The organism is Streptomyces sp. NPDC098789 (assembly GCF_044759975.1).
In the GTDB taxonomy this organism is placed as follows: Bacteria; Actinomycetota; Actinomycetes; order Streptomycetales; family Streptomycetaceae; genus Streptomyces.
On the sequence record NZ_JBIWAJ010000001.1, the window covers coordinates 375424 to 399192 of the forward strand.

Sequence of the window (23769 nt, forward strand, 5' to 3'; positions counted from 1 at the left end):
GACCGGCAGGCGGGAATCGTGAGGATCTTCGGGAAGGTACGGCATCGGCCCTCCGCCTCGTGGCGGCAGGCCACCGACCGCGCGTTCACGCTGATCGGCGACGGGCGGTACGAGGACGCGGGTGCGCTGCTGACCAGGGCGGCGGACCTGGAACCCTGGCTGTCCGAGTCCTGGTTCAACCTGGCCCTGCTGCACAAGTTCCGGCACGACTGGGAGCAGGCGCGGGCCGCGGGGCTGCGCGCCGTGGCGCTGCTGGACCGCGAGTCGGGCGCCCCCGACTGGTGGAACGTGGGCATCGCCGCCACCGCCCTGCAGGACTGGCCGCTGGCCCGCCGCGCCTGGCAGGCGTACGGGCTGAAGGTGCCCGGCGAGGCCAACGGATCCGGTGAGCCCGTCGGCATGGAGCTCGGCAGCGCGGCGGTCCGGCTCTCGCCCGAGGGCGAGGCCGAGGTGGTCTGGGGCCGCAGGCTGGACCCGGCCCGGATGGAGGTCCTCTCGATCCCGCTGCCCTCCTCCGGGCGGCGCTGGGGCGAGGTCGTCCTGCACGACGGGGTCCCGCACGGCGAGCGGGTGACCGCCGCCGGTCCCTCCTACCCGGTGTTCGACGAGATCGAGCTGTGGGCGCCCTCGCCGGTGCCGACCTGGGTGGTGCTGCTGGAGGCGGCCACCGAGGCCGACCGCGACGCCCTGGAGCAGCTGGCCTCGGACGCGGGCTTCGCCGCCGAGGACTGGTCCTCCTCGGTCCGGCTGCTGTGCCGGACCTGCTCGGAGAGCGAGATGCCGAGCGGCGAGGGCGACGGCGACCAGCTGGATCCGCACGATCACAGCGAGCCCGGTCACCCCGGACCGCTCGGCCACCGCACGACCGGATCCGGCTCCCTGTGGGTGCCCGAGCGCGAATGCGGGATCGCGGCCCCGCCCGGACTGGTGCGCGGACTGCTCGACGGGTGGGTCGCCGACAGCCCCGACAGCCGGGAGTGGCGGGATCTCGAAGAAGTCTGCTGACCGGGGGCCGTAGGCTGTACGGGCACATCGGTGACCTAGGGAAGGCGTACGGCGGACATGGCGCAGCAGGAGAACGAGGTCGTCGAGACCGTGAACGACGGATACGTCGTGGACACCGAGAACGGTGCGGAGCGTGAGCTGGCCCACCGCGAGCGCGGCACCGCCCGCCCGATCACGGTGGTCGGCAACCCCGTCCTGCACCGCGAGTGCAAGGACGTCACCGAGTTCGGCGACGAGCTGGCGCAGCTGATCGACGACATGTTCGCCAGCCAGAAGGCCGCCGAGGGCGTGGGCCTGGCCGCGAACCAGATCGGCGTGGACGCCAAGGTCTTCGTCTACGACTGCCCGGACGACGACGGCAACCGGCACACCGGTGTGGTGGTCAACCCGAAGCTGGTCGAGCTGCCCGCCGCCGCGCGCGTGCTGGACGACTCGAACGAGGGCTGCCTCTCGGTCCCGACCGCCTACGCCGCCCTGGCCCGCCCGGACTACGCCGAGGTCGAGGGCCAGGACGCCCAGGGCAACCCGATCAAGGTGCGGGGCACCGGCTACTTCGCGCGCTGCCTCCAGCACGAGACGGACCACCTGTACGGGTACCTGTACATCGACCGGCTGTCCAAGCGCGACCGCAAGGACGCGCTGCGCCAGATGGAAGAGGGCACCCCGCGCTACGAGACGGTCCCGAACGCCTGAGCCCTCCGACATACCCCGCGGCAGGCACGTGCTCACTGAGCCCGTGCCTGTCGTGCGCGGCGCCGGGCCTGGTGCCGGTCCTCCTCGCTGAGCAGGTCGCGGATCGCGGCCGCGAGGGCCACGGCCTTCGGCCAGCCGTCGGCCAGGCGGATCGCGGTGTCCCACGCGGCGATCGCTTGCTCGGCGGCCGGTGTGCGGCGGCCCCGGGCCTGGAAGTGGAAGCACTTCACCCCGTGGGCGGCGAGGTCGCCCTCGTCGGCCAGGTACGCCGCCCAATCGGCGGCGACCGCCCCGTCGGGCTGCTGCTCGGCGTGGGCGAGGACGTACGCGATGCCCTGGACGAGGCGGGCCTCGCGGTTCATCGCCATTGCGCGCGGGCGGGCCTGCACGAGGGGTCGCGGAGGTCGTGCGCCCATTCGTTCGGCCGGGCCCCGGACGCCGAGAAGCGGATGACCTCCACCCCGCCGGCCCGGATGGGGTGGTCGCAGCGGACACAGACCCGCCCGGCGGCGGCCGCCGCGGCGTGCGGCTGCTCCAGGGTGTCCGGGGCCGCGGTGAACTCCAGGCCGTCGTCGCCGCGGACGTACGCGGTCCGCGTGTACCGCGGGATACCGCCCACCGTGCCGAGGGACTCCTCGACCACGGCCATCAACTCGCCCTCGCGAAGCGACTTCGGGTCGCGGACCCGCTGGCGCAGCAGCGGGTGGTCCACGTGCCCGAACGTCTCGTCCGGCCTGCCCTCGCGTACGTCCATGCTGGTCTCCCTAGCGTCATGAGTGGGCTGGCAACTCCCGATGGACGGGTGAGAGTTGCTCCTGGGAGTAGCCTGTCGCGTACGGAACGTAAGGAACCATGTTGATGTGTCCGCATCCGTCCGCACCGTTGCGGACACTGCGGACGCTGCGGATCCCGGAGGTGGAACCGTGCCCGAATCCTTCGGTGAAGCCCTGCGCCGCCTTCGGGGCAGCCGCTCCGTGCGGGACGTCGCCCAGCTTGCGGCCTGTGGGAAGACACAGGTCAGCGACCTGGAACTCGGCAAGCGGCAGCCAACACGGACGATCGCCAGAGCCTTGGACCAAGCGTTGGGCGCCAAGGGGGAGCTGATCGCACTCGCTGATACCCGGCCCGACTCGTCCCCGCTCGACCAGGCGGACGCACTCCAGCGGGGCCTCCGTCAGGCCCTGGCCGCCGGTCCGCTCACCGACGCGTCACTGGACGAATGGGAGTACACCGTCGATCGGCACGGCCGGGCGACACGGTACCGGCCGGAGGGCGAGCTGCTGCCGGAGCTATTGGCGGACTTCACGGACTTACGTCTCGTCCTGACGCACCGGCAGTCGGCGATGGCGCGGAAGCGGCTGACGATTGCCGTGGCACGGATGTCGGGGCTGATGGCACTGACCTTGTTGAAGCTGGGGGATGAGCGTTCACGGGCCTGGTGGCGCACTGGCAGGGCGGCCGCCACGGCGGCTGAAGACCGGTCGGCGCTGTCCTGGATGTACGCCCAGGAGGCCTACCAGCTCTACTACGGCGGCGACTTGGAGGGGGCGGTAGAGCTGGCGACGCGGGCTCAGCAACTGGCCGGTGGTCTGCCGTGTGTAGGGCCAGCGCTGGCCGCTCCGCTGGAGGCCCGAGCGCGGGCCATCATGCAACAGCGCGATGATGCGGGGGAAGCGCTGACCCGCGCCGAGGTCGCGCTGGAACGGCTCCCGGAGACGGAGCGCACCGCCTCGGCCTTCGGGTACTCGGAGTCGCAGCTCCGGTTTCACGCGGGCAATGCCTGGACCCACTTGGGAGAGACGGACCGGGCCGCTGAGGAGCAGGCCCGCGCATTGGAGCTGTACCCGCGACGGGAGCACACCGACCGGGCTCTCGTCGCTCTCGACCAGGCCATATGCGCCGAGATCAATGGGGATACCGCCGGTGCCGCGGCCAGCGCTACAGCGACGATCTTGGCCCTGCCGGAGGAGCATCGCTCCGCGCTGATCGTCTACCGGGCGCGCGAGGTGGCGGCTAGGGTGCCCGGGGCACGGACGGTGCCGGAGGTGCGGGTGCTGCGTGAAGTGCTTGCGCTGCCCCCTGGGGAGAGGGACAGCGATGCGGATCGAACGGGCCACTGAAGCGGACGTTGACGTCATCTCCGCGATCCTCGGGGAGATCGAGGACTACTACGGCGGGAGCGCAACACCAGGTGACGTCCACCAGATTCGGGCGGCGCTCTTCGGTGTCCGACCTGCGGCGACGGTACTCCTGGCCCATGACGGCGAGCAGGTGCTGGGGCTGGCCTCGTACTCGCTGCTGTGGCCGGCGGCAGGTGCTGACAGCTCGTTGTACCTGAAGGAGCTGTATGTGCGCGAGGCAGCCCGCCGCCGTGGTGTGGCCGGGGCCCTCATGGAGGCACTCAAGGTGGAGGCGGCCGTCGCAGGGTGCTCGCGCGTCGAGTGGACGGCGGATCAGGACAACCCGGCAGCGCTCGCCTTCTACCGGGCTCTGGGCGCCGAGCGGCATCACGGGAAGGTCTTCTACCGGGTGGAGAGCTCTTAGCTCAGGCGTATGAAGTCGCCGCACGACGAGAGGCCCCGCTCCGGGATGGGGAGCGGGGCCTCTCGGGTGGGCGCACGGTCACGGGCGGGCGTGGCCGATGATCGTCCAGCCGGTGTCCGTGGCGGAGGCGGTGGCCGCCGTACCGCCGAGCATCAGGGCGGCGAACGCGAGGGCCGTGAGCGTGCGGAGCGTACGAGACATGGGAACCCCTGTGGGTCGGCTGTGGGACCCGGGGGCCGGGCGCTGTGCGGCGGGACCGGGCCGGGTGGGCCCCACCGTACGTCAGCCCTTGTTGACGGGTGGTGGCGGATCCGGCCAAAGGAAGGTCTGGTTCCGGTCAGCGGGCCGCGTGTGGGGGACACGTACCGGCCCCGCACGCGCGAAGGGGCCGGGACACGACGGTGCGTCGCGTCCCGGCCCCTTCGCGCGCCGGCCCGGGGGGCCGGCGGGCCGTGCTAGAAGTCCTCGTCCAGGTCGACGGTGCCCTCGACCGCGACCTGGTAGGCCGACGGGCGGCGCTCGAAGAAGTTGGTCAGCTCCTGCACACCCTGGAGCTCCATGAAGGAGAACGGGTTCTGCGAGCCGTAGACCGGCGCGAAGCCGAGCCGGACCAGGCGCTGGTCCGCGACGCACTCCAGGTACTCGCGCATCGACTCGGTGTTCATGCCTGGCAGGCCGTCACCGCACAGGTCGCGGCCGAACTGCAGCTCCGCCTCGACGGCTTCCTTCAGCATGTCGACGACCTGCTGCTGGAGCTCGTCGTCGAAGAGCTCGGGCTCCTCCTTGCGGACCGTGTCCACGACCTCGAAGGCGAAGTTCATGTGCATGGTCTCGTCGCGGAACACCCAGTTGGTGCCGGTCGCCAGGCCGTGCAGCAGGCCGCGCGAGCGGAACCAGTAGACGTAGGCGAAGGCGCCGTAGAAGAACAGGCCCTCGATGCACGCCGCGAAGCAGATCAGGTTCAGCAGGAAGCGACGGCGGTCGGCCTGCGTCTCCAGCCGATCCAGCTTCTCGACCTCGTTGATCCACTTGAAGCAGAACTGCGCCTTCTCGCGGATCGAGGGGATCTCCTCGACCGCGTCGAAGGCCGCCGCGCGGTCGTCCGGGTTCGGCAGGTAGGTGTCGAGCAGCGTCAAGTAGAACTGGACGTGCACGGCCTCCTCGAACAGCTGGCGCGAGAGGTACAGGCGCGCCTCGGGCGAGTTGATGTGCTTGTACAGCGTCAGCACGAGGTTGTTCGAGACGATCGAGTCACCCGTCGCGAAGAACGCGACGAGGCGGCCGATCATGTGCTGCTCACCCGGGGTCAGCTTCGCCAGGTCGGCGACGTCCGAGTGGAGGTCGACCTCCTCGACGGTCCAGGTGTTCTTGATCGCGTCCCGGTAGCGCTCGTAGAAGTCCGGGTAGCGCATGGGACGCAGGGTCAGTTCGAAGCCCGGGTCGAGCAGGTTCTTGTCGGCCGCGGCCTTGGTGGGGGAGCTCATTACTGGCAGGCCTCGCAGGACTCGGGGTTCTCAAGGGAGCAGGCGAGCGCCTCGGCCTCGGCGTCGGCGTCGACCTGCGGGAGCGCCACCGGGGTGGCGGCCTGCGCGGCCCGGGCGATCTTCGTCGCCGGGCGCGAGCGCAGGTAGTACGTGGTCTTCAGGCCCTGCTTCCAGGCGTACGCGTACATCGAGGAGAGCTTCCCGATGGTCGGCGTCTCCAGGAAGAGGTTCAGCGACTGCGACTGGTCGAGGTACGGCGTACGGGCCGCCGCCATGTCGATCAGACCGCGCTGCGGGATCTCCCACGCCGTGCGGTACAGCGCGCGCACGTCGGCCGGGATCCAGCCGAAGCCCTGGACCGAGCCGCTGGACTCGCGCAGCGCCTCGCGGGTCTGCGCGTCCCAGACGCCGAGCTGCTTCAGCTCGTCCACCAGGTAGGCGTTGACCTGGAGGAACTCACCGCTGAGGGTCTCGCGCTTGAAGAGGTTCGAGACCTGCGGCTCGATGCACTCGTACACGCCGGCGATCGAGGCGATGGTCGCCGTCGGGGCGATGGCGAGGAGCAGCGAGTTGCGCATGCCGGTCTCGGCGATCCGGGCGCGCAGCGCGTTCCAGCGCTCCGGCCAGTACTGCGTGGCGTCCGCGTAGTGGTCCGGGTGCAGCACGCCGCGCGCGGTACGGGTCTGCGACCAGGCCGGCACCGGGCCGTGGCGCTCGGCCAGGTCCGCGGAGGCCTCGTAGGCGGCGAGCATGATGCGCTCGGCGATCTTCGTCGACAGGGCCTTGGCCTCGGCGGAGTCGAAGGGCAGGCGCAGCTGGAAGAAGACGTCCTGCAGGCCCATCGCGCCCAGACCCACCGGGCGCCAGCGGGCGTTGGAGTTGCCCGCCTGCTCGGTCGGGTAGAAGTTGATGTCGACCACGCGGTCGAGGAAGGTCACGGCGGTACGGACGGTCTCGTCCAGCCGCTCCCAGTCCATCTCGCCCGCCTCGGCGAGCACGAACGCCCCGAGGTTGACCGAGCCCAGGTTGCAGACCGCGGTCTCGCCGTCGTTGGTGACTTCGAGGATCTCGGTGCACAGGTTCGAGGAGTGGACGACCTGGCCCGGCTCCGCGGTCTGGTTCGCCGTGCGGTTGGAGGCGTCCTTGAAGGTCATCCAGCCCTGGCCGGTCTGCGCGAGGGTGCGCATCATCCGGCCGTACAGGTCACGGGCGGGCATGGTCTTGCGGGCCAGGCCCGCCGCCTCGGCCTTGTGGTAGGCGGCGTCGAACTCGTCGCCCCACAGGTCGACCAGCTCGGGCACGTCGGCCGGGGAGAAGAGCGACCAATCGGCGTCCGCGTTCACGCGGCGCATGAACTCGTCCGGCACCCAGTGGGCGAGGTTCAGGTTGTGCGTGCGGCGCTGGTCCTCGCCGGTGTTGTCGCGCAGCTCCAGGAACTCCTCGATGTCCGCGTGCCAGGTCTCCAGGTAGACGGCGGCGGCGCCCTTGCGGCGGCCGCCCTGGTTCACGGCGGCGACGGAGGCGTCGAGGGTCTTGAGGAACGGCACGATGCCGTTGGAGTGCCCGTTGGTGCCGCGGATCAGGGAGCCGCGGGCGCGGATGCGGGAGTACGACAGACCGATGCCGCCCGCGTGCTTGGAGAGGCGCGCGACCTGGTGGTAGCGGTCGTAGATCGAGTCCAGCTCGTCGAGCGGGGAGTCCAGCAGGTAGCACGAGGACATCTGCGGGTGCCGGGTGCCGGAGTTGAAGAGCGTGGGGGAGGACGGCAGGTAGTCGAGGCGGCTCATCAGCCGGTAGAGCGAGGCCACTTCCTCGACGGCCTGGACCGTCTCGTTCTCCGCGAGGCCGCAGGCCACGCGCAGCATGAAGTGCTGCGGGGTCTCGACGACCTGACGGGTGATCGGGTGGCGCAGCAGGTAACGGCTGTGCAGGGTGCGCAGGCCGAAGAAGCCGAAGCGGTCGTCGGCGCCCTCGGCGCTCGCGTGCTCGACCAGCGCGTTCAGGCGGGCGGCGTGCGCCTGGACGAACTCGGCGGTGCGGTCGGCGATCAGGCCCTCGCGGTGACCGACGGCGACGGACGCCGAGAAGGAGGTGGCCCCCTGGCCCGCGGCCTCTTCGGCGATCGCCAGCGTCAACAGACGGGCGGCCAGCCGGGAGTACTGCGGGTCCTCCGAGATCAGGCCCGCGGCAGCCTCGGTCGCCAGCCCGCGCAGCTCGGCATCGTCGGCCACGGCGCTGCGGCCCCGCAGCGCGGCGGCGGCGACCCGGCCGGGGTCGGTGTCGACCAGGTCGACGGTGAGGTCGGTGAGGGTGCGCAGCAGCGCGGCGCCAGGACCCTCGGTGGCCTCGGGCTGGGCGGACTCGGCGCGCGGTGCGGCAGGCGCGATGGTCACGTGGGGGGCTCTCCCTCGCTCGGCTCCGGAAGGCTCGGAGGCGGGAAGCGGAGGGTGGCCATGAGCGCGTTCGGACGCGCGGATCCGGGCAGGCCGGTCGCGCGTCAGCACATGGCGTCCACCGGCCCAACCACGAGGCCCGGACGTGTCGGCGTCCGGACCGGTCGGTCCGGGCGCGCTGTCGGCAGGTCCTCGGACTTGCGGCAGCCCCAATGGGTGATTGGGTGCGTTTCATACCGTTGCGGGACAGTTCCGGATTCGCACCGGATTCCCCTGCGGCGACAGCGAGCACGAGCATACATGTGGGGGCCGCCCCGTGCGCGACCCCCCACATGTTGTGTCGGCGTGGCTACAGCTCCACGCGGTACGTGAGAAGGGGGACGCTCGGGACCGGTGCCCAGTCCCGCTCCGGGGTCCGGGTGAATCCCAGTCTCCCGTAGATCCTGTGGGCCCCCAGCATGGTCGATTTCGTGGACAGGACCAGGTGGGTGACGCCCTCCAGGTCCCGCGCGCGGTCCATGCAGGCCCGCACCAGGGCCTCGCCCGCGCCGCGCCCGCGGGCCTCCGGGGCGACCGCCAGCATCCGGAATTCCGCCTCGTGGGGACCGGCGATCTCGGCAAGTGGACTGCCGGGTGCGGCGAAGGTCACTCCGCCGAGCAACAGACCGTCGTGCACGGCGACGAGCACCTCGGCCTCGGCGGCCCGGGCCGCGACGTCGCGCAGCACGGCGAGGTAGAACGCGCCGCTCTCGGGACCCAGCAGACCGTCGTCCAGGTAGGCCCGTGCGGTGATCCCGCCCAGCTCTTCGTATTCGGCGGGCAGCGCCGCCCGGATGGTGATGTCCATGGCGTCGAGTGTGCGGGACGGTGTCGGCGGGCGGGGGCTCCCGTCGGCATCACCCTGGACACCGAACCCCTCAAGGACTGGGTGCGCTGACCCCGCACATGCCGCAGGGCCCCGCCGCACTCGCGGCAGGGCCCTACGGTCGCGCGTCAGCAGCAGCGGAAGCCCTCGCGGGGGTCCGCCTCGCGGGAGTCGGTGCGGGCCCGCTCGAAGTCCCGGCGGGTGGGGACCTCGGCGTGCGGGTCGTGGCCGCGCGCGTGGGCGACGTAGCGCTCGTAGGCGGACTCGCCCGAGAACTCGCGGACGTAGAACCGGATCCGGCCCAGCGCCGCCCGGAGCGCGCTCACGTCACCGGTTCCTTCTCCTTGACCCGGCCACCGCCCGTGTCCAGGCCCGCGGCGGCCAGCTCCGCCTTCTCGGCGGCCGTCGGGATCAGACCGGCCGGCGCGATGATCTTCGACTCGGTCCACGGGACCTCCGAGAGCGTGGTGCTCTGCGGGTCGCGGACGGCCTTCAGGCAGGTCCGGGCCGCGTCCAGCAGGACGATGACGATCAGGACCGCGAAGACGGCGGAGAGGACCCCGTCGACCGTGGCGTTGGTGACCACGGTGTGCATCTGGTCCATGTTCTTGGCGGGCTTGAGGACCTTGCCCGCGTCGATGCCGGCCAGGTACTTGTCGCGCTGGGCGAAGAAGCCGATGGCCGCGTCGTCCGAGAAGATCTTCTGGTAGCTGGCGGTGAGCGTCACGGCCACGTCCCAGGCCAGCGGCACGGCCGTCACCCAGGCCCACTTGAGCCGCCCCGACTTCACGAGCAGCGTGGTGCAGACGGCGAGCGCGACGGCGGCCAGCAGCTGGTTGGCGATGCCGAAGAGCGGGAAGAGCTGGTTGATGCCGCCCAGCGGGTCGCTCACGCCGACCCACAGGAAGTAGCCCCAGCCGCCGACGACGATCGCGCTCGCGAACCAGACGCCCGGCTTCCAGCTGACGTCCTTGAAGGACTTGTGCACATTGCCCAGGGTGTCCTGGAGCATGAACCGGCCGACCCGGGTGCCGGCGTCGACCGTGGTCAGGATGAACAGGGCCTCGAACATGATGGCGAAGTGGTACCAGAACGCCTTCATCGCGGTGCCGCCGACGACGGACGAGAAGATCTCCGACATCCCGAGTGCGAAGGTCGGCGCGCCACCCGTGCGGGAGAGCAGGCTGGTCTCGCCGATGTCCTTGGCCGCCTGGGTCAGGGCGTCCGGCGTGATCGAGAAGCCGAGGCCGCCGATGGCCTGGGAGGCCTCCAGGGCGGTGGTGCCGATCCGGCCGCTGGGGGCGTTCACCGCGAAGAAGAGGCCCGGCTCGATGATGCAGGCCGCGATGACCGCCATGATCGCGACGAAGGACTCGGTCAGCATGGCGCCGTACCCGATGACCCGGACCTGGGTCTCCTTCTGGATCATCTTCGGGGTGGTGCCCGAGGACACCAGCGCGTGGAAGCCGGACAGGGCCCCGCACGCGATGGTGATGAAGACGAAGGGGAACATCGAGCCGGCGAAGACCGGTCCGTCGCCGCGGGAGGCGAAGTCGGTCACGGCGGGCATCTTGAGCGTCGGCATGGCGATGACCACGCCCACGGCCAGCAGCCCGATGGTGCCGACCTTCATGAAGGTGGAGAGGTAGTCGCGCGGGGCGAGCAGCATCCACACCGGCAGCACCGAGGCCAGGAAGCCGTAGCCGACCATCCAGATGACCAGCGTCTCCTTGTCGAGCGTGAAGACGTCGGCGAAGGAGGACTCGGCGACCCAACCGCCCGCGATGATGGCGAGCAGCAGCAGGGCGACGCCGATGAGCGAGACCTCGGTGATCCGACCCGGGCGCAGCACCCGCAGGTAGAAGCCCATGAAGAGGGCGATCGGGATGGTCATGCCGATGGAGAAGACGCCCCAGGGGGAGTCCGCCAGCGCGTTGACGATGACCAGGGCGAGGACCGCCAGCAGGATGATCATGATCATGAAGACGGCGACCAGGGCGGCCGCGCCGCCGACGGGGCCGATCTCGTCCCGGGCCATCTGGCCGAGCGAACGGCCGTTGCGCCGGGTGGAGAAGAACAGGGTCACCATGTCCTGGACCGCACCCGCGAAGATCACTCCCGCGACGATCCAGATGGTGCCCGGCAGGTAGCCCATCTGCGAGGCGAGCACCGGGCCGACCAGCGGGCCCGCGCCGGCGACGGCCGCGAAGTGGTGGCCGAAGAGCACCCGACGGTCGGTCGGGTGGAAGTCGACACCGTTGTCGAGGCGTTCGGCCGGGGTGGCCCGGGTCTTGTCCACCTTCAGCACGCGCTCCGCGATGAAACGCGCGTAGAAGCGGTAGCCGATGGCGTACGAGCCCAGGGCGGCGGCGAGCAGCCAGGCGGCGGAGATCTCCTCGCCGCGGGAGAGGGCGAGCACGCCCCAGCCGACGGCGCCGACGAGGGCGACCGCGCCCCAGATGGCGATGGACTTGGGGGTGAGCCCCCCGCCCCCCGACCGCCCGGTTGTTTCTTGGGGTCCAGCTTCCGGCATGATCCTCGTCCCCTCGTTGATCATCTGCGTGAGCGCAGGGAATCTACGGGGACCGCCCGGTGAACGAAAGCCCCCGTCCGCATAGCGGTACGTGAGTCAACTACGGTTCGCGGGGCGGGTCGACGCCGCGGGGCCTCGAACGTATAACGATGGCGCGGGTGCGGCCAGGGGGTGCGGACCGGGAACGCGGGGGGCGTGCGCGTCCCCGGCCGAAACACGCCCTGGAGCCCGGGCGGTGGGTGGGCTCAGACCGCCGGGCGCTTCAGGCGTGCCACGAACTTGTAGCGGTCGCCGCGGTACACCGAGCGCACCCACTCCACGGGTTCACCGTCGGCGTCCAGGGAGTGCCGGGACAGCATCAGCATCGGCAGGCCGACGTCGGTGCCCAGGAGTCCCGCCTCGCGCGGGGTGGCCAGCGAGGTCTCGATGGTCTCCTCGGCCTCGGCGAGCCGCACGTCGTACACCTCCGCCAGCGCGGTGTAGAGCGAGGTGTACTTGACCAGCGAGCGGCGCAGCGCGGGGAAGCGCTTGGCCGAAAGGTGCGTGGTCTCGATGGCCATCGGCTCGCCGCTCGCCAGGCGCAGCCGCTCGATGCGCAGCACCCGTCCACCGGTGGTGATCTTGAGCAGTCCGGCGAGGGTGTCGTCGGCCGTCACGTACCCGATGTCGAGCAGCTGGGACGTGGGCTCCAGGCCCTGCGCCCGCATGTCCTCCGTATAGGAGGACAGTTGGAGCGGCTGGGAGACCTTGGGCTTGGCCACGAAGGTGCCCTTGCCCTGGATGCGCTCCAGTCGTCCCTCGACCACCAGCTCCTGGAGGGCCTGGCGGACGGTGGTCCTGGAGGTGTCGAACTCGGCCGCCAGGGTGCGCTCCGGAGGTACCGGTGTGCCGGGCGGCAGGGTCTCGGTCATGTCGAGCAAGTGCCGCTTGAGTCGGTAGTACTTGGGCACACGTGCGGTGCGAGTGGGTGCCCCGCCTTCCGGCTCCGTGGTCGCCCCTTCGGTGGCCATCGCCGCCCGCCTTCCCGACTCCAGTTTCGCTGCCGTCACCGGCTCCTCCGATATGTGCGGTCACATCGTGACACGGGCCGCGGGGCGGGCCTCGCCCGCACCTCAGGTGTCGGTCCGGTAACGGACCGATCACCCGCTCATTAGACCCTTGACACCCCTAAAGGTCTAGGCCAAGCTCCGACTACTGGTCTAAACCAATATGGATCAGATCCCGGCCCCACGTCAGGTACTTCGCGTATGTCACCGCGGCGGGCAAGGGAAGTGCAGGCAGGCATCCCTGAGGAGGGTGGCGTGAAGCGCAAGCTCATCGCGGCGGTTGGAGTCGCGGGCATGGTTATCGGCCTGGCGGCGTGCGGTGGCTCCGACAGCAAGGGGGGCTCCGAGACCGACAAGGCTTCGGGTGCCAAGGAGCTGACCGTCTGGTTGACGGTTGACGCCCAGAACAACTGGCCGGACCTGGTGAAGGCGGCCGACGACGCGATTGTCGCGAAGCACCCGGGTCTCACGATCAAGCACGAGTACTACGGCTGGCCGGACAAGAACGCCAAGCTGGACGCCGTGCTCGCCACGGACAAGGCCCCGGACGTTGTCGAAATGGGCAACTCCGAGATGATCGGCTACATGTCGACCGGCGCCTTCGCCGATCTCGACGCGTCGAAGTTCGAGAACTCCGGCACCTGGCTCGACGCCCTGAAGGAATCCGTCACTTACGACGGCAAGACCTACGGCGTCCCCTACTACGCCGGTGGCCGCGTGGGCACCTGGCGCAAGGACCTGGCCACCGAGGCCGGCGTCACCGCCGCCCCGAAGAGCTGGGCCGACCTGACCGGCGCGCTGGACAAGATCCAGACCGCGAAGGGCGACAAGTTCAGCGCCCTCTACCAGCCCTCCCCGGACTGGTACGCCGCGATGTCCTTCGTCTACGACGCCAACGGCAGCATCGCCAAGAAGGACGGCGACAAGTGGAAGGCGAACCTGTCTTCCGCCGAGTCGCTGAAGGGGCTCAAGCAGTACAAGGAGCTCCTCGACAAGTACATGCACGCGGACAAGACCAAGGACGAGTCGGACCGTCCGGTCGTCTTCGGCCAGGGCAACGCCGCGGCGATCTTCTCCGCCGGCTGGGAGGGCGCTGACGCCGCCACCCCGAAGAACGACAAGGTCGGTGGCCTGAAGGACAAGGTCGAGACCTTCGTGATGCCCGGCCCGAACGGCAAGGCCCTGCCGGTCTTCCTCGGCGGCTCGGACCTCGCGGTCCCGTCCAAGTCCAAGGCCAAGGACGTCGCGGCCGAGTGGATCAACGTCTTCACCGGCGCGCAGGGCCAGAAGGGCCTGATCGCCAAGGGCAACCTGCCCAACAACAAGACGGACCTCGCTCCGCTGAAGGCCGACCCGAAGACCCAGGTCTCGGCCACCGCGGCCGAGTCCTCCTGGTTCGTCCCGACCGCGCCCGGCTGGGGCCAGGTCGAGAAGGGCAAGCTCCTCCAGACCATGCTCGTGGAGATCGGCACCGGCAAGAAGACGGTCGAGGCCGCGGCGAAGGACGCCGACGCCGCGATCGACAAGGTCATCAACACCAAGTGACCTGAGTGAGCAGGGCCCCGCCGGAGCGGCGGGGCCCTGCTGCCCGTCAAGAGAGGGACCCCCGAGGAGCACGCGATGAGTGCCGCACAGACAACCACCGCCGATCTGCCGCCGGCGGACCAGAAGCCTTCCAGCGCAGCGAAGACAGGGAACGTGGGCAAGCCGGGAGGAACGGGTCCCCGCAAGGGTTCCGGCTCCACCCCCTGGCTGCTGCTCGCGCCGTGCCTGCTGGTCATCGCGCTCGTCATGGGATACCCGCTCTTCAGACTGGTGTCCCTCTCCTTCCAGAGCTTCGGCAAGTCCGAACTCTGGGGTTTCAAGGAAGCCAAGTACGTCGGCTTCGACAACTTCTCCAAGGTCCTCGGCGACGAGGTCTTCTGGGCCGTGGTGCTGCGCACGGTGATCTTCGCGGTCGGTGCGGTCGTCCTGACCATGGTCATCGGCATGCTGATCGCGCTGCTGCTGCAGAAGGTCTCCGGCTGGGTCAAGGCCCTCATCAACATCGCGTTGGTGGCGAGCTGGGGCATGCCGATCATCGTCGCCACGGCCGTCTTCAAGTGGCTCTTCGACACCAACTACGGCGTCCTCAACTACATGCTGAGCAAGCTGCCCGGCGTGGACATGATCGGCCACAACTGGTTCGCCAACGGCCCCCAGGGCCTCGCGGTGATCATGCTCCTCGTGGTCTGGGGCGCGGTGCCCTTCGTGGTCATCACCCTGAGCGCGGGTCTGACGCAGGTGCCCAAGGAGCTGGAGGAGGCCGCGCGCCTCGACGGCGCCGGCGCCTGGGGCGTCTTCCGGCACGTCACCCTCCCCATCCTGAAGCCGATCATCGTCATGCTGACGACCCTCTCGGTGATCTGGGACATGGGCGTCTTCCCGCAGGTCTTCGTGATGCGCAACGGCAACCCCGAGGCCGAGTTCCAGCTGCTGACGACCTACTCGTACCAGCAGGCCTTCGTGGTCAACGACTACTCGGGCGGCTCCGCCATCGCCCTGGTGACCGTCCTGCTGCTGCTCGGTGTGGTCGCCGTCTACATGCGCCAGATGCTCAAGATCGGAGACGTGGAATGACCGCCACCACCGCGACCCCGCCCACCGCGACCTCTTCCGCCGCGCGCCCCGCGCCGAAGGCGAGCCGGAAGAAGTCCAAGCTCGGCTGGAACCTGGGCGGCCTGCTCGTCTTCGCCGTCGTCGGCTTCCCGGTCTACTGGATGCTCAACACGGCCTTCAAGCCGGAGAAGGACGCGATCGACCCGCATCCGAAGTTCTTCCCCACCACGTTCACGCTGGGGAACTTCAAGCGCGCGCTGGAGATCGCCGACTTCTGGGGCCCGGTCGGCCGCAGCCTGATCGTCTCCTCCGTCGTGGTCGTCATCGGCATCGCGGTCGGCATGCTGGCGGCCCTCGCCATCTCCCGGTTCGCCTTCCGGGGCCGCAAGGTGGTCATCGTCGGCATCCTCGCCGTCCAGATGATCCCCCTGGTCGCGATGATCATCCCGGTCTTCCTGCTGCTGAACGACCTCGGTCAGTACGACAAGCTCACCGGTCTGATCATCACCTACCTGACCTTCATCCTCCCCTTCACCGTCTGGACGTTGCGCGGCTTCATCGTCAACATCCCGAAGGAACTGGAGGAAGCGGCCATGGTCGACGGCTGCACGCCGACCGGCGCCTTCATCCGGGTGGTCTTCCCGCTGCTGGCCCCCGGCATGGTCGCCACCTCCGTCTACGCCTTCATCCAGGCGTGGAACGAGTACCTCTACGCCCTGATGCTGATGAGCCAGCAGAACCAGACCGCGACCGTCTGGCTCGGCAACTTCACCACCAAGCACGGCACCGAGTTCGCCCCGATGATGGCCGGCTCCACCATGATGGCGCTGCCGATCGTCGTGCTGTTCCTCCTCGTCCAGCGGAAGATGGCCGCGGGTCTCACCGCCGGCGCTGTGAAGGGATAACGGACCCATGACTGTCCTCGCAGAACGCACCGACACGATCACCCGCGACGCCCTCGCGGTCCTCCAGCCCGGCTTCGAAGGCACCACCGCCCCCGCCTGGGTGCTGCGCCTGGTCGGCGAGGGCCTCGCCTCCGTGGGCCTGTTCGGCCGCAACATCGTCTCCGCCGAGCAGCTCAGCGCGCTCACCGCCCAGTTGCGGTCCGTGCGGGACGACGTACTCGTCGCGATCGACGAAGAGGGCGGTGACGTCACGCGCCTGGAGGTGCGGGGCGGTTCCTCCTTCCCCGGCAACCTGGCCCTCGGCGCCGTCGACGACACCGGGCTCACCCGCGACGTCGCCCGCGAGCTGGGCCGGCGGCTGGCCGAGTGCGGGGTCAACCTCAACTGGGCGCCGTCCGCGGACGTCAACTCCAACCCGGACAACCCGGTCATCGGCGTACGGTCCTTCGGCGCCGAGACCGACCTCGCGGCCCGGCACACCGCCGCCTACGTCGAGGGGCTCCAGGCCGCCGGAGTCGCCGCCTGCACCAAGCACTTCCCGGGGCACGGCGACACCAACGTGGACTCCCACCACGCGATGCCCCGCATCGACGCGGACCTCGACACCCTCTACGCCCGCGAACTGGTGCCCTTCAAGGCCGCCATCGCCGCCGGGACCAAGGCCGTGATGAGCGCGCACATCCTGGTGCCCGCGCTCGACCCGACCCGGCCCGCCACCCTGAGCCCGCAGATCCTCACCGGCCTGCTGCGCAAGGAACTCGGCTACGAGGGCCTGATCATCACCGACGGCATGGAGATGCAGGCCATCGCCGCCACCTACGGCATCGAGCGGGGCACCGTCCTCGCCATCGCGGCGGGCGCCGACGCGATCTGCGTCGGCGGCGGCCTCTGCGACGAGGCCACCGTGCTCGGCCTGCGCGACGCGCTCGTCGAGGCCGTCCGCGAGGGCGCCCTCCCGCAGGAGCGGCTCGCCGACGCCGCCGCCCGGGTGCGCGCCCTCGCCGCCTGGACCCGACAGGTCCGCGAAGCCGGAGCGCCGGGCGCGCAGCAGGAGGGGAGTGCGCCCGGCATCGGTCTCGAAGCGGCCCGCCGCGCCCTGCGCGTGAGCGGCACCCGGGTGCCCGTGACCGCGCCGTACGTCGCCACGCTCGCCCCCGCGCCGAACATGGCGGTGGGCGACGAGACCCCCTGGGGCGTGGCGGCGGCTCTGGCCGAGCTGCTCCCCGACACCGCCTCGGGCGAGTTCGGGGAGGACTCCCCGGTGGAGGAGATCCTGGCGGCGGCGGGTGCCCGTACGGTCGTCGCCGTGGTCCGCGACGCGCACCGGCACGGTTGGATGGCGACGGCCCTGGACGCGCTCGTCGCGGCCCGGCCCGACACGGTCGTCGTCGAGATGGGCCTGCCGCGGGAGCGTTCGCGCGGCGCGCTGTACATCGAGACGCACGGGGCCTCGCGGGTCTGCGGACAGGCAGCGGCGGAGGTCATCGCGGGGGCCTGACCACCCCCCGCGTACGCGGAAGGCCGGGCACCCGTCACGGGGGCGCCCGGCCTTTCGTGCGTTCAGCTGCCCACGGGCTACAGGCCCTGCCAGGCGGGCTTGTTGGCGAAGGTGTGGCGGAAGTAGTCGGCCAGCTTCAGCTTCGAGGCGGCGGCCTCGTCGACGATGACGGTCGCGTGCCGGTGCAGCTGCAGCGCGGAGGCCGGGACCAGTGCGGACAGAGGGCCCTCGACGGTCTGCGCGATCGCTTCGGCCTTGCCCTCGCCGGTGGCCAGCAGGACCAGGTGGCGGGCGTCCAGGATGGTGCCGATGCCCTGGGTGATGACGTGGTGGGGGACCTGGTCTATGTCGTTGTCGAAGAAGCGCGCGTTGTCGACGCGGGTCTGCTCCGTCAGCGTCTTGATCCGGGTGCGGGAGGCGAGGGAGGAGCAGGGCTCGTTGAAGCCGATGTGCCCGTCCGTGCCGATGCCGAGCAGCTGGAGGTCCACGCCGCCGGCCGCGGCGAGGGCGCGGTCGTACGCCTCGCAGGCGCCCACGATGTCCTCGGCGGAGCCGTCGGGGCCCATGAAGGAGGCCTCGGACAGGCCGAGCGGCTCGACGACCTCGCGCAGCACGACGGCGCGGTAGGACTCGGGGTGCCCGGCGGGGAGGCCGACGTACTCGTCGAGCTGGCAGATCCGGGCGCGGGAGGCGTCGACCTCGCCGGCCTTGACCTTGGTCGCCAGGGCCTCGTAGATGGGCAGCGGGGTAGAGCCGGTCGCCACGCCGAGCAGTGCGTCGGCCTTGCGGCGGACGAGGGCCGCCATGGCCTCCGCGATGAGCTCTCCGCCTGCCCTGGCGTTCGGGACGATGACAACTTCCACGCTTTGCCTGCCGATCTGAGAAGGTACGTGTGGTATAGACCAATCTAGCAGAGCCGTGCCTTCCTGCCGCCTCCCATGGTGAGCCGTTTCTCCCCACCCGTCCTGCGCAACCGGGCCGGCGCCCGGGTCGCCGCCACCGCTGGCCCACTCCAGCCCCGCCGGCGTTTGAGGCGCCGCGACCACTCCAGCCCCGCCGGCATCCGAGGGGCCGCGCCCACTCCAGCCTCGCCGGCGTTTGAGGCGCCGCCGGAGGCACCCACCGGCCGGGACGTGCCCCATCCGCCCGCACTCGATCGCCGCGCGGCTCCCGTTGCCTCCGGCGGCGCCTCAAACGCCGGCGAGGCTGGATATGGCGGCGTTGGCCGGCGCGGCGGGCTGAAATGGCGGCGCCTCGCACGCCAGCGAGGCTGATATGGGGGCGTTGGCCAGCGCGGCAGGCGATATGGCGGCGGGGCCTCACGCGTCGGCGGGCCCGGCCGGGGCGGGAGGGGGAGACTGGGGGGATGGAACGACCCGGGACGATGATGGCCGCCGAGATCGGCCAGCAGCCCGCGACCTGGCAACGCATCCTCACCCACGCCGCCACCCCGATCCGCGAAACCGCCCGGGCCATCGCCGCGCAGCGCCCCCGCTTCGTGCTGCTCGCCGCCCGCGGCAGCTCCGACCACGCCGCGCTCTACGCGAAGTACCTCCTGGAGGTCGACCACGGCCTGCCCTGCGGGCTGAGCTCGATGTCCACGGTCACCGCCTACGGCTCCCGCCCCCGCCTCGACGGGGTGCTGGTCATCGCCATCAGCCAGTCCGGCAGCTCGCCCGACCTGATCGCCTCCGCCCGCGCCGCCCGCGCCGCCGGCGCCGTGACCCTGGCCGTCACCAACAACCCCGACTCCGGGCTCGCCGCCGTCTGCGAGCACCGCATCGACGTACTGGCCGGCCCGGAGAAGGCGCTGCCCGCGACCAAGTCGTACACCGCCTCCCTCCTCGCCCTGTACCTCTTCAGCGAGGCCCTGCGGGAGGCGGACGGCGTCCCGGCGGCCCGCGGGCTGCCCGCGCTCGCCGAGGAGGTGTTGGCCCGGCGCGACGAGGTGCGCACCCTGGCCGCCCGGTACCGCTTCGCCGAGCGGATGGTCGTCACCTCGCGCGGATTCGGTTACCCGACGGCCCGGGAGGCCGCCTTCAAGCTGATGGAGACGACGTACATCGCCGCCCTCGCCTACTCCGGCGCCGACCTGCTGCACGGCCCGCTCGCCATGGTCGACAACATCTTCCCGGTGATCGCGGTGGTCCCCGACGGGCGCGGCGGCGAGGCCCTGCAACCGGTCCTGGACCGGCTGCGCGGGCGCGGCGCCGACCTCTGCGTGATCGGTTCACCGGCCCGCGTCGCCGCCGCCACCAGCGGATTCGCACTGCCCGGCGACGGCGTCCCGGAGGCCCTCCAGCCGCTGCTGGAGATCCTGCCGCTCCAACTGCTGGCCCACGAGGTGACCATCGCCCGGGGTCAGGACCCGGACGCCCCGCGCGCCCTGGCGAAGGTCACCGAGACCCACTAGTGCTGCGTCGCTACAGCAGGGCCAGCTGGAGACCGCCCGTCGCGTTCAGGTGCTGGCCGGTCACCCAGCGGGAATCCGCCGAGGCCAGGAAGGCCACCACGTCGGCGATCTCCGCCGCCGTGCCCACCCGGTCGAAGACGGAGCGGGAGGCCGCGTGCGCCCGGGCCGCCGGATCGGCGAGCCAGGCCGCGTTCAGGTCGGTCGCGGTGATCCCCGGACCCACCGAGTTCACGGTGATGCCGCGCGGCGCGAGGTGCGCGGCCAGCGAGCGGGTCAGCGCGTTCACGGCGCCCTTGGCGGTGATCGTGGCCAAGATGGCCGGCAGCGCGATGTCCGGGGTGCCCGTCACGTTCACGATCCGACCGCCGTCGCGCAGCCGCGACAGCCCGTGCTTGATGACGAAGAACGGCGCCTTCGCGTTGACCGCCTGGACCCGGTCCCAGGTCTCCTCGTCGGTGTCCTCGATCCCCGCGAAGGTGGCGGCCCCCGCGTTGTTGACCAGGATGTCGACGCCCTCGGTGTGCTCCGGATGCGCGTCGTACGCCGCCCAGAGCGCCTGTGCGTCGCCCGGCACCCCGAATTCCGCGCGGATGGCGAAGGCCCGACCGCCCGTCGCCGTGATCGCGGCGACCGTCTCCGCGGCCGCGTCCCCGTCGTGTCCGTAGTGCACGGCCACGAGCGCCCCGTCCCTGGCCAGCCGCTGCGCCACCGCCCGTCCGATCCCCCGACTACCGCCCGTGACCAGCGCCGTCCTGCCTTCGAGCACGCCCATGGGTGTCCCCCTCCATAATTGCTAGCGGTCGCTACAGAAAGGACCGTATCAGATTTCATAGCGCCCGCTATAGAATCGACCCATGGTGACCGGACAGCGCGGCAGGCCCCGCTCCTTCGACCGTGGCGAAGCCCTCGACAAGGCGATGTTCGCCTTCTGGGAGCGCGGCTACGAGGCGACCTCCATCGCGGACCTGACCCGCGCCCTCGGGATCGGCGCGCCCAGTCTCTACGCGGCCTTCGGCGACAAGCGCAAGCTCTTCGACGAGGTCGTGGTGGTCTACGGAAGCCGGTACGGGGACTTCGCGGCGGTGGCCCTGAGCGAGGAGCCCACGGCCCGCGCGGCCGTGGCGCGGATCCTGCACGAGGCGGCCGAGGTCTACACCGACCCGGCCCACCCGCCGGGCTGCCTGGTGATCAGCGCGGCCGTCAACACCACCGCCGACGAGGTGGCCGAAGCGCTACGGGTGAGGCGCGAGGCCAACCTGACGTTGTTCGAGAGCCGGATCCGGGCGGACGTCGCCACCGGGACGCTGGCCGCGGACACCGACGCGAGGGCGCTGGCGCGGTACAGCGGGGCGGTGCTCCAGGGGATGTCGCAGCAGTCGCGCGACGGGGCGACCCGGGCGGAGCTGGAAGCGGTGGCGGCGCTCGCGATGGCGGCCTGGCCGGAGGAATCCTCGACGACCGTGCGACCCTGACGCATTCCTCTGGGCCACGGTGCCGGGACGGGACCCTCAGCCCGTCCGGCACCGCAGCCCGGAGTACTTACGGCCGGTCGGGTGTGCGGTGCCCGGCGGCCGGTGGGAGGTGCCGACGCGGTCAGGGCAGAACGCGCGGCTTACCTCGATCCGTCCTCCTGTGCGGGGAGGGCGGAAGCTCTTCGGCAATTGTGGACTAGACCATTCTGTTCTGTCCATCCAATGGCGGGTCCTTGGTTCCCGTCACTTCCTCCAACATTACGCGGAGTCGACCGCTCCTGGGTACTCCTGGGTAATCCCGGTGGGGAAAGTCATGGCCCGAGCCCGGGGTACCCTCGCAGCGTGCCCTCCATGAACGACCTCGTACGCCAGCACACCGCTCTCAGTGAAACCGACCTGGAGTGGCTCCATCTGCTGGTCTCGGAGTGGCAGCTGCTCTCCGACCTCTCCTTCGCGGACCTGGTCCTGTGGGTCCCCACCCTGGACGGCGCCCGCTACGTCTCGGTCGCCCAGATGCGCCCGAACACCGGTCCCACCTCCTACCAGGACGACATGGTCGGCCACCTGGTGCCGCGCGGCCGCCGCCCGCTGCTGGACGCGGCCCTCGACGAGGGCCGGATCGTGCGCGAGGGCGACCCGGAGTGGCGCGAGGAGGTGCCGGTCCGCGTCGAGTCGATCCCCGTCCGGCGCGAGGGTCGCGTCCTCGGCGTGATCGCCCGCAACACCAACCTGCTCACTGTGCGTACACCGAGCCGGCTGGAGCTGACCTACCTCCAGTCCGCCTCCGACCTCGCGCAGATGATCGCGGCGGGCTCCTTCCCCTTCCCGGGGCAGCAGGTCGACATGGACGCCTCGCCCCGGGTCGGCGACGGCCTGATCCGGCTCGACGCGGAGGGCGTGGTGACGTACGCGTCCCCCAACGCCCTCTCGGCCTACCACCGGCTCGGTCTCGCCTCCGACCTGGTGGGCCAGCACCTGGGCAACACCACGGCCGAACTCGCCCCCTCCCGGGGCCCGGTGGACGAGGCCCTGGTCAAGCTGGCCAGCGGCTGGGCCCCGCGCGAGACCGAGGTCGAGGGCAGCACCGGGGTCATCCAGCTGCGCGCCATCCCGCTCAAGCCCAAGGGCACCCGGATCGGCTCGCTGGTCCTGTGCCGCGACGTCACCGAACTGCGCCGTCGCGAACGGGAATTGATCACGAAGGACGCGACCATCCGGGAGATCCACCACCGGGTGAAGAACAACCTCCAGACGGTGGCCGCGCTGCTGCGGTTGCAGGCCCGCCGGATGGATTCCGCGCAGGGGCGCGAGGCGCTCAACGAGGCGGTGCGCCGGGTCGGTTCGATCGCGATCGTCCATGAGACGCTGTCTCAGAACCTGGACGAGCGGGTCGAGTTCGACGAGATCGCCGACCGTGTCATCGCGATGGTCGCCGAGATCTCCCCGGGCAACGTGGCCTGCCGCCGCACGGGCCGCTTCGGCATCCTGGACGCCGAAGTGGCGACGCCGCTGTCGATGGTGCTGACGGAAATCCTCCAGAACGCACTGGAACACGCCTTCGTCCAGGGCGAGGGCGGCACCGTCGAGGTGACCGCGCTACGCAGCGGCAGCCGTCGCGACGACGCGCGCCTACTGATCACCGTGCTCGACGACGGGTGCGGTCTGCCCGAGGGCTTCGACCCCCAGCGGGCCGGCAATCTCGGACTGCAGATCGTACGGACCCTGGTCGAGGGCGAGCTCGGCGGCACCTTCGACATGGTGGCGGGGGAGACGCGCGGCACCAAGGTCGTCCTGGACATACCGGCCAGCCCGCAGAAGTGACCCGTCACACCGCGTGACCAGATCCCTCATGTGACCGTGCGTGACCAGGGTGCCCACGGCCCGTCCGACCGTCCGGTCGATCGCGCGGGGCACAGCACTGAGCCCCGGACCGATTGGTTATCGGTCCGGGGCTCAAGAGCATGGTGCTGAGCGCTGATGCGGGGTACTACGCGCTGCGGCTCGAGGCTCGAAAGTCGAAATCAGGCGGTTGCGTTGCGCGCCCGGTTGCGAGCGGCGCGGCGCTTCATCGCGCGGCGCTCGTCCTCGCTGAGACCGCCCCAGACGCCGGAGTCCTGACCGGACTCGAGCGCCCACTGCAGGCACTGCTCCATGACGGGGCAACGGCGGCAGACGGCCTTGGCTTCCTCGATCTGCAGCAGCGCAGGACCGGTGTTGCCGATGGGGAAGAAGAGCTCGGGGTCTTCTTCGCGGCAAACGGCGTTGTGACGCCAGTCCATGGCTGCTCCATCTCCTTGTATTGCGGGCAGGTTGCTTGTGA

Annotated in this window: 23 protein-coding genes and 1 riboswitch; of the genes, 11 read left to right on the forward strand and 12 right to left on the reverse strand. The window is 70.7% G+C overall.

All coding sequences use genetic code 11. The features are described 5' to 3' along the window. Nucleotides 1–18 precede the first annotated feature (18 nt). Together ACIQWR_RS01945 and def are read left to right on the forward strand one after the other, a co-directional pair. Entirely contained in the window at nucleotides 19–1005 is a 987-nt protein-coding gene (locus ACIQWR_RS01945; RefSeq protein WP_404004288.1) for a tetratricopeptide repeat protein, read from the forward strand. Between the two features lie 57 nt (nucleotides 1006–1062). Then, the gene (gene def, locus ACIQWR_RS01950; RefSeq protein WP_404004290.1) at nucleotides 1063–1698 is read left to right on the forward strand and encodes a peptide deformylase; all 636 of its coding nucleotides are present in this window, start codon (nucleotides 1063–1065) and stop codon (nucleotides 1696–1698) included. A 32-nt stretch (nucleotides 1699–1730) separates the two neighbouring features. Here the strand turns inward: def and ACIQWR_RS01955 are convergent, their stop codons facing one another. Both ACIQWR_RS01955 and ACIQWR_RS01960 read right to left on the reverse strand, forming a co-directional pair. Next, entirely contained in the window at nucleotides 1731–2066 is a 336-nt protein-coding gene (locus ACIQWR_RS01955) for a hypothetical protein (protein ID WP_404004292.1), read from the reverse strand. Further along, on the reverse strand, nucleotides 2057–2452 hold the full coding sequence (locus tag ACIQWR_RS01960) for a hypothetical protein (RefSeq protein WP_404004294.1): 396 nt from the start codon (nucleotides 2450–2452) through the stop codon (nucleotides 2057–2059). Before ACIQWR_RS01960 ends, ACIQWR_RS01955 begins: the two co-directional genes overlap by 10 nt. A gap of 169 nt (nucleotides 2453–2621) precedes the next feature. Here ACIQWR_RS01960 and ACIQWR_RS01965 point away from each other — a divergent pair, with 169 nt between their 5' ends. Next, nucleotides 2622–3818, forward strand: coding sequence for a helix-turn-helix domain-containing protein (locus ACIQWR_RS01965; protein WP_404004297.1), 1197 nt, complete (start codon nucleotides 2622–2624; stop codon nucleotides 3816–3818). Continuing rightward, complete coding sequence (locus tag ACIQWR_RS01970) at nucleotides 3796–4242, forward strand: GNAT family N-acetyltransferase (protein WP_404004299.1); 447 nt, start codon at nucleotides 3796–3798, stop codon at nucleotides 4240–4242. Before ACIQWR_RS01965 ends, ACIQWR_RS01970 begins: the two co-directional genes overlap by 23 nt. A 78-nt stretch (nucleotides 4243–4320) precedes the next feature. Here the strand turns inward: ACIQWR_RS01970 and ACIQWR_RS01975 are convergent, their stop codons facing one another. The 7 genes from ACIQWR_RS01975 to ACIQWR_RS02005 all read right to left on the reverse strand — a co-directional run bounded on the left by ACIQWR_RS01975 (nucleotide 4321) and on the right by ACIQWR_RS02005 (nucleotide 12527). Next, nucleotides 4321–4443: a hypothetical protein gene (locus tag ACIQWR_RS01975; protein WP_354382388.1), complete on the reverse strand. Its 123-nt coding sequence runs from the start codon at nucleotides 4441–4443 to the stop codon at nucleotides 4321–4323. A 254-nt stretch (nucleotides 4444–4697) separates the two neighbouring features. Beyond that, nucleotides 4698–5726 (reverse strand): ribonucleotide-diphosphate reductase subunit beta, encoded by a 1029-nt coding sequence (locus ACIQWR_RS01980; RefSeq protein WP_404004302.1) that lies wholly within the window; start codon nucleotides 5724–5726, stop codon nucleotides 4698–4700. Continuing rightward, nucleotides 5726–8119, reverse strand: a complete 2394-nt coding sequence (locus ACIQWR_RS01985; protein WP_404004305.1) for a ribonucleoside-diphosphate reductase subunit alpha — start codon at nucleotides 8117–8119, stop codon at nucleotides 5726–5728. The genes ACIQWR_RS01980 and ACIQWR_RS01985 overlap by 1 nt, the downstream gene beginning before the upstream one ends. A 187-nt stretch (nucleotides 8120–8306) precedes the next feature. Further along, nucleotides 8307–8392: riboswitch (cobalamin riboswitch) on the reverse strand. A 76-nt stretch (nucleotides 8393–8468) separates the two neighbouring features. After that, nucleotides 8469–8966 carry a GNAT family N-acetyltransferase gene (locus ACIQWR_RS01990; protein ID WP_404004307.1) on the reverse strand — a complete coding sequence of 166 codons (498 nt, stop codon included), beginning with the start codon at nucleotides 8964–8966 and terminating at the stop codon, nucleotides 8469–8471. A 146-nt stretch (nucleotides 8967–9112) separates the two neighbouring features. Continuing rightward, nucleotides 9113–9310: a CstA-like transporter-associated (seleno)protein gene (locus ACIQWR_RS01995; RefSeq protein WP_399262545.1), complete on the reverse strand. Its 198-nt coding sequence runs from the start codon at nucleotides 9308–9310 to the stop codon at nucleotides 9113–9115. Continuing rightward, nucleotides 9307–11517: a carbon starvation CstA family protein gene (locus ACIQWR_RS02000; RefSeq protein WP_404004311.1), complete on the reverse strand. Its 2211-nt coding sequence runs from the start codon at nucleotides 11515–11517 to the stop codon at nucleotides 9307–9309. Before ACIQWR_RS02000 ends, ACIQWR_RS01995 begins: the two co-directional genes overlap by 4 nt. Nucleotides 11518–11762: 245 nt before the next feature. After that, nucleotides 11763–12527: a GntR family transcriptional regulator gene (locus tag ACIQWR_RS02005; protein ID WP_404005017.1), complete on the reverse strand. Its 765-nt coding sequence runs from the start codon at nucleotides 12525–12527 to the stop codon at nucleotides 11763–11765. Between the two features lie 291 nt (nucleotides 12528–12818). Between ACIQWR_RS02005 and ACIQWR_RS02010 the strand changes: the two genes are divergently transcribed. The 4 genes from ACIQWR_RS02010 to ACIQWR_RS02025 all read left to right on the forward strand — a co-directional run bounded on the left by ACIQWR_RS02010 (nucleotide 12819) and on the right by ACIQWR_RS02025 (nucleotide 17564). Then, nucleotides 12819–14108: an extracellular solute-binding protein gene (locus tag ACIQWR_RS02010; protein ID WP_404004313.1), complete on the forward strand. Its 1290-nt coding sequence runs from the start codon at nucleotides 12819–12821 to the stop codon at nucleotides 14106–14108. A 75-nt stretch (nucleotides 14109–14183) separates the two neighbouring features. After that, on the forward strand, nucleotides 14184–15182 hold the full coding sequence (locus tag ACIQWR_RS02015; RefSeq protein WP_404004314.1) for a carbohydrate ABC transporter permease: 999 nt from the start codon (nucleotides 14184–14186) through the stop codon (nucleotides 15180–15182). Further along, nucleotides 15179–16066 carry a carbohydrate ABC transporter permease gene (locus tag ACIQWR_RS02020; RefSeq protein ID WP_399262553.1) on the forward strand — a complete coding sequence of 296 codons (888 nt, stop codon included), beginning with the start codon at nucleotides 15179–15181 and terminating at the stop codon, nucleotides 16064–16066. Before ACIQWR_RS02015 ends, ACIQWR_RS02020 begins: the two co-directional genes overlap by 4 nt. 7 nt (nucleotides 16067–16073) lie before the next feature. After that, nucleotides 16074–17564, forward strand: coding sequence for a glycoside hydrolase family 3 protein (locus ACIQWR_RS02025; RefSeq protein WP_404004316.1), 1491 nt, complete (start codon nucleotides 16074–16076; stop codon nucleotides 17562–17564). Between the two features lie 77 nt (nucleotides 17565–17641). On the opposite strand, the gene nagB is transcribed toward ACIQWR_RS02025, so the two are convergent. Next, nucleotides 17642–18427 carry a glucosamine-6-phosphate deaminase gene (nagB, locus tag ACIQWR_RS02030; RefSeq protein WP_404004319.1) on the reverse strand — a complete coding sequence of 262 codons (786 nt, stop codon included), beginning with the start codon at nucleotides 18425–18427 and terminating at the stop codon, nucleotides 17642–17644. 503 nt (nucleotides 18428–18930) lie between these two features. On the opposite strand from nagB, the gene ACIQWR_RS02035 reads away from it, so the two are divergent. Further along, complete coding sequence (locus ACIQWR_RS02035) at nucleotides 18931–19977, forward strand: SIS domain-containing protein (protein ID WP_404004322.1); 1047 nt, start codon at nucleotides 18931–18933, stop codon at nucleotides 19975–19977. Between the two features lie 10 nt (nucleotides 19978–19987). Here ACIQWR_RS02035 and ACIQWR_RS02040 read toward each other — a convergent pair whose 3' ends face one another. Continuing rightward, nucleotides 19988–20749 carry an SDR family oxidoreductase gene (locus ACIQWR_RS02040; protein WP_404004325.1) on the reverse strand — a complete coding sequence of 254 codons (762 nt, stop codon included), beginning with the start codon at nucleotides 20747–20749 and terminating at the stop codon, nucleotides 19988–19990. Between the two features lie 82 nt (nucleotides 20750–20831). Between ACIQWR_RS02040 and ACIQWR_RS02045 the strand changes: the two genes are divergently transcribed. Together ACIQWR_RS02045 and ACIQWR_RS02050 are read left to right on the forward strand one after the other, a co-directional pair. Then, complete coding sequence (locus ACIQWR_RS02045; RefSeq protein WP_404004327.1) at nucleotides 20832–21449, forward strand: TetR/AcrR family transcriptional regulator; 618 nt, start codon at nucleotides 20832–20834, stop codon at nucleotides 21447–21449. A gap of 351 nt (nucleotides 21450–21800) precedes the next feature. Then, on the forward strand, nucleotides 21801–23270 hold the full coding sequence (locus ACIQWR_RS02050; RefSeq protein ID WP_399262976.1) for a sensor histidine kinase: 1470 nt from the start codon (nucleotides 21801–21803) through the stop codon (nucleotides 23268–23270). 200 nt (nucleotides 23271–23470) lie between these two features. On the opposite strand, the gene ACIQWR_RS02055 is transcribed toward ACIQWR_RS02050, so the two are convergent. Further along, entirely contained in the window at nucleotides 23471–23728 is a 258-nt protein-coding gene (locus tag ACIQWR_RS02055; protein WP_004937597.1) for a WhiB family transcriptional regulator, read from the reverse strand. Nucleotides 23729–23769: the final 41 nt, after the last annotated feature.

Excerpts from the sequence above, each read along its gene's own strand:
- def (WP_404004290.1), top strand. The coding sequence starts at position 1,063 with ATGGCGCAGCAGGAGAACGAGGTCGTCGAGACCGTGAACGACGGATAC.
- ACIQWR_RS01955 (WP_404004292.1), bottom strand. The coding sequence starts at position 2,066 with ATGGCGATGAACCGCGAGGCCCGCCTCGTCCAGGGCATCGCGTACGTC.
- ACIQWR_RS01960 (WP_404004294.1), bottom strand. The coding sequence starts at position 2,452 with ATGGACGTACGCGAGGGCAGGCCGGACGAGACGTTCGGGCACGTGGAC.
- ACIQWR_RS01970 (WP_404004299.1), top strand. The coding sequence starts at position 3,796 with ATGCGGATCGAACGGGCCACTGAAGCGGACGTTGACGTCATCTCCGCG.
- ACIQWR_RS01975 (WP_354382388.1), bottom strand. The coding sequence starts at position 4,443 with ATGTCTCGTACGCTCCGCACGCTCACGGCCCTCGCGTTCGCCGCCCTG.
- ACIQWR_RS01980 (WP_404004302.1), bottom strand. The coding sequence starts at position 5,726 with ATGAGCTCCCCCACCAAGGCCGCGGCCGACAAGAACCTGCTCGACCCG.
- ACIQWR_RS01990 (WP_404004307.1), bottom strand. The coding sequence starts at position 8,966 with ATGGACATCACCATCCGGGCGGCGCTGCCCGCCGAATACGAAGAGCTG.
- ACIQWR_RS02000 (WP_404004311.1), bottom strand. The coding sequence starts at position 11,517 with ATGCCGGAAGCTGGACCCCAAGAAACAACCGGGCGGTCGGGGGGCGGG.
- ACIQWR_RS02005 (WP_404005017.1), bottom strand. The coding sequence starts at position 12,527 with ATGGCCACCGAAGGGGCGACCACGGAGCCGGAAGGCGGGGCACCCACT.
- ACIQWR_RS02015 (WP_404004314.1), top strand. The coding sequence starts at position 14,184 with ATGAGTGCCGCACAGACAACCACCGCCGATCTGCCGCCGGCGGACCAG.
- ACIQWR_RS02020 (WP_399262553.1), top strand. The coding sequence starts at position 15,179 with ATGACCGCCACCACCGCGACCCCGCCCACCGCGACCTCTTCCGCCGCG.
- ACIQWR_RS02025 (WP_404004316.1), top strand. The coding sequence starts at position 16,074 with ATGACTGTCCTCGCAGAACGCACCGACACGATCACCCGCGACGCCCTC.
- ACIQWR_RS02035 (WP_404004322.1), top strand. The coding sequence starts at position 18,931 with ATGGAACGACCCGGGACGATGATGGCCGCCGAGATCGGCCAGCAGCCC.
- ACIQWR_RS02040 (WP_404004325.1), bottom strand. The coding sequence starts at position 20,749 with ATGGGCGTGCTCGAAGGCAGGACGGCGCTGGTCACGGGCGGTAGTCGG.
- ACIQWR_RS02045 (WP_404004327.1), top strand. The coding sequence starts at position 20,832 with ATGGTGACCGGACAGCGCGGCAGGCCCCGCTCCTTCGACCGTGGCGAA.
- ACIQWR_RS02050 (WP_399262976.1), top strand. The coding sequence starts at position 21,801 with ATGAACGACCTCGTACGCCAGCACACCGCTCTCAGTGAAACCGACCTG.
- ACIQWR_RS02055 (WP_004937597.1), bottom strand. The coding sequence starts at position 23,728 with ATGGACTGGCGTCACAACGCCGTTTGCCGCGAAGAAGACCCCGAGCTC.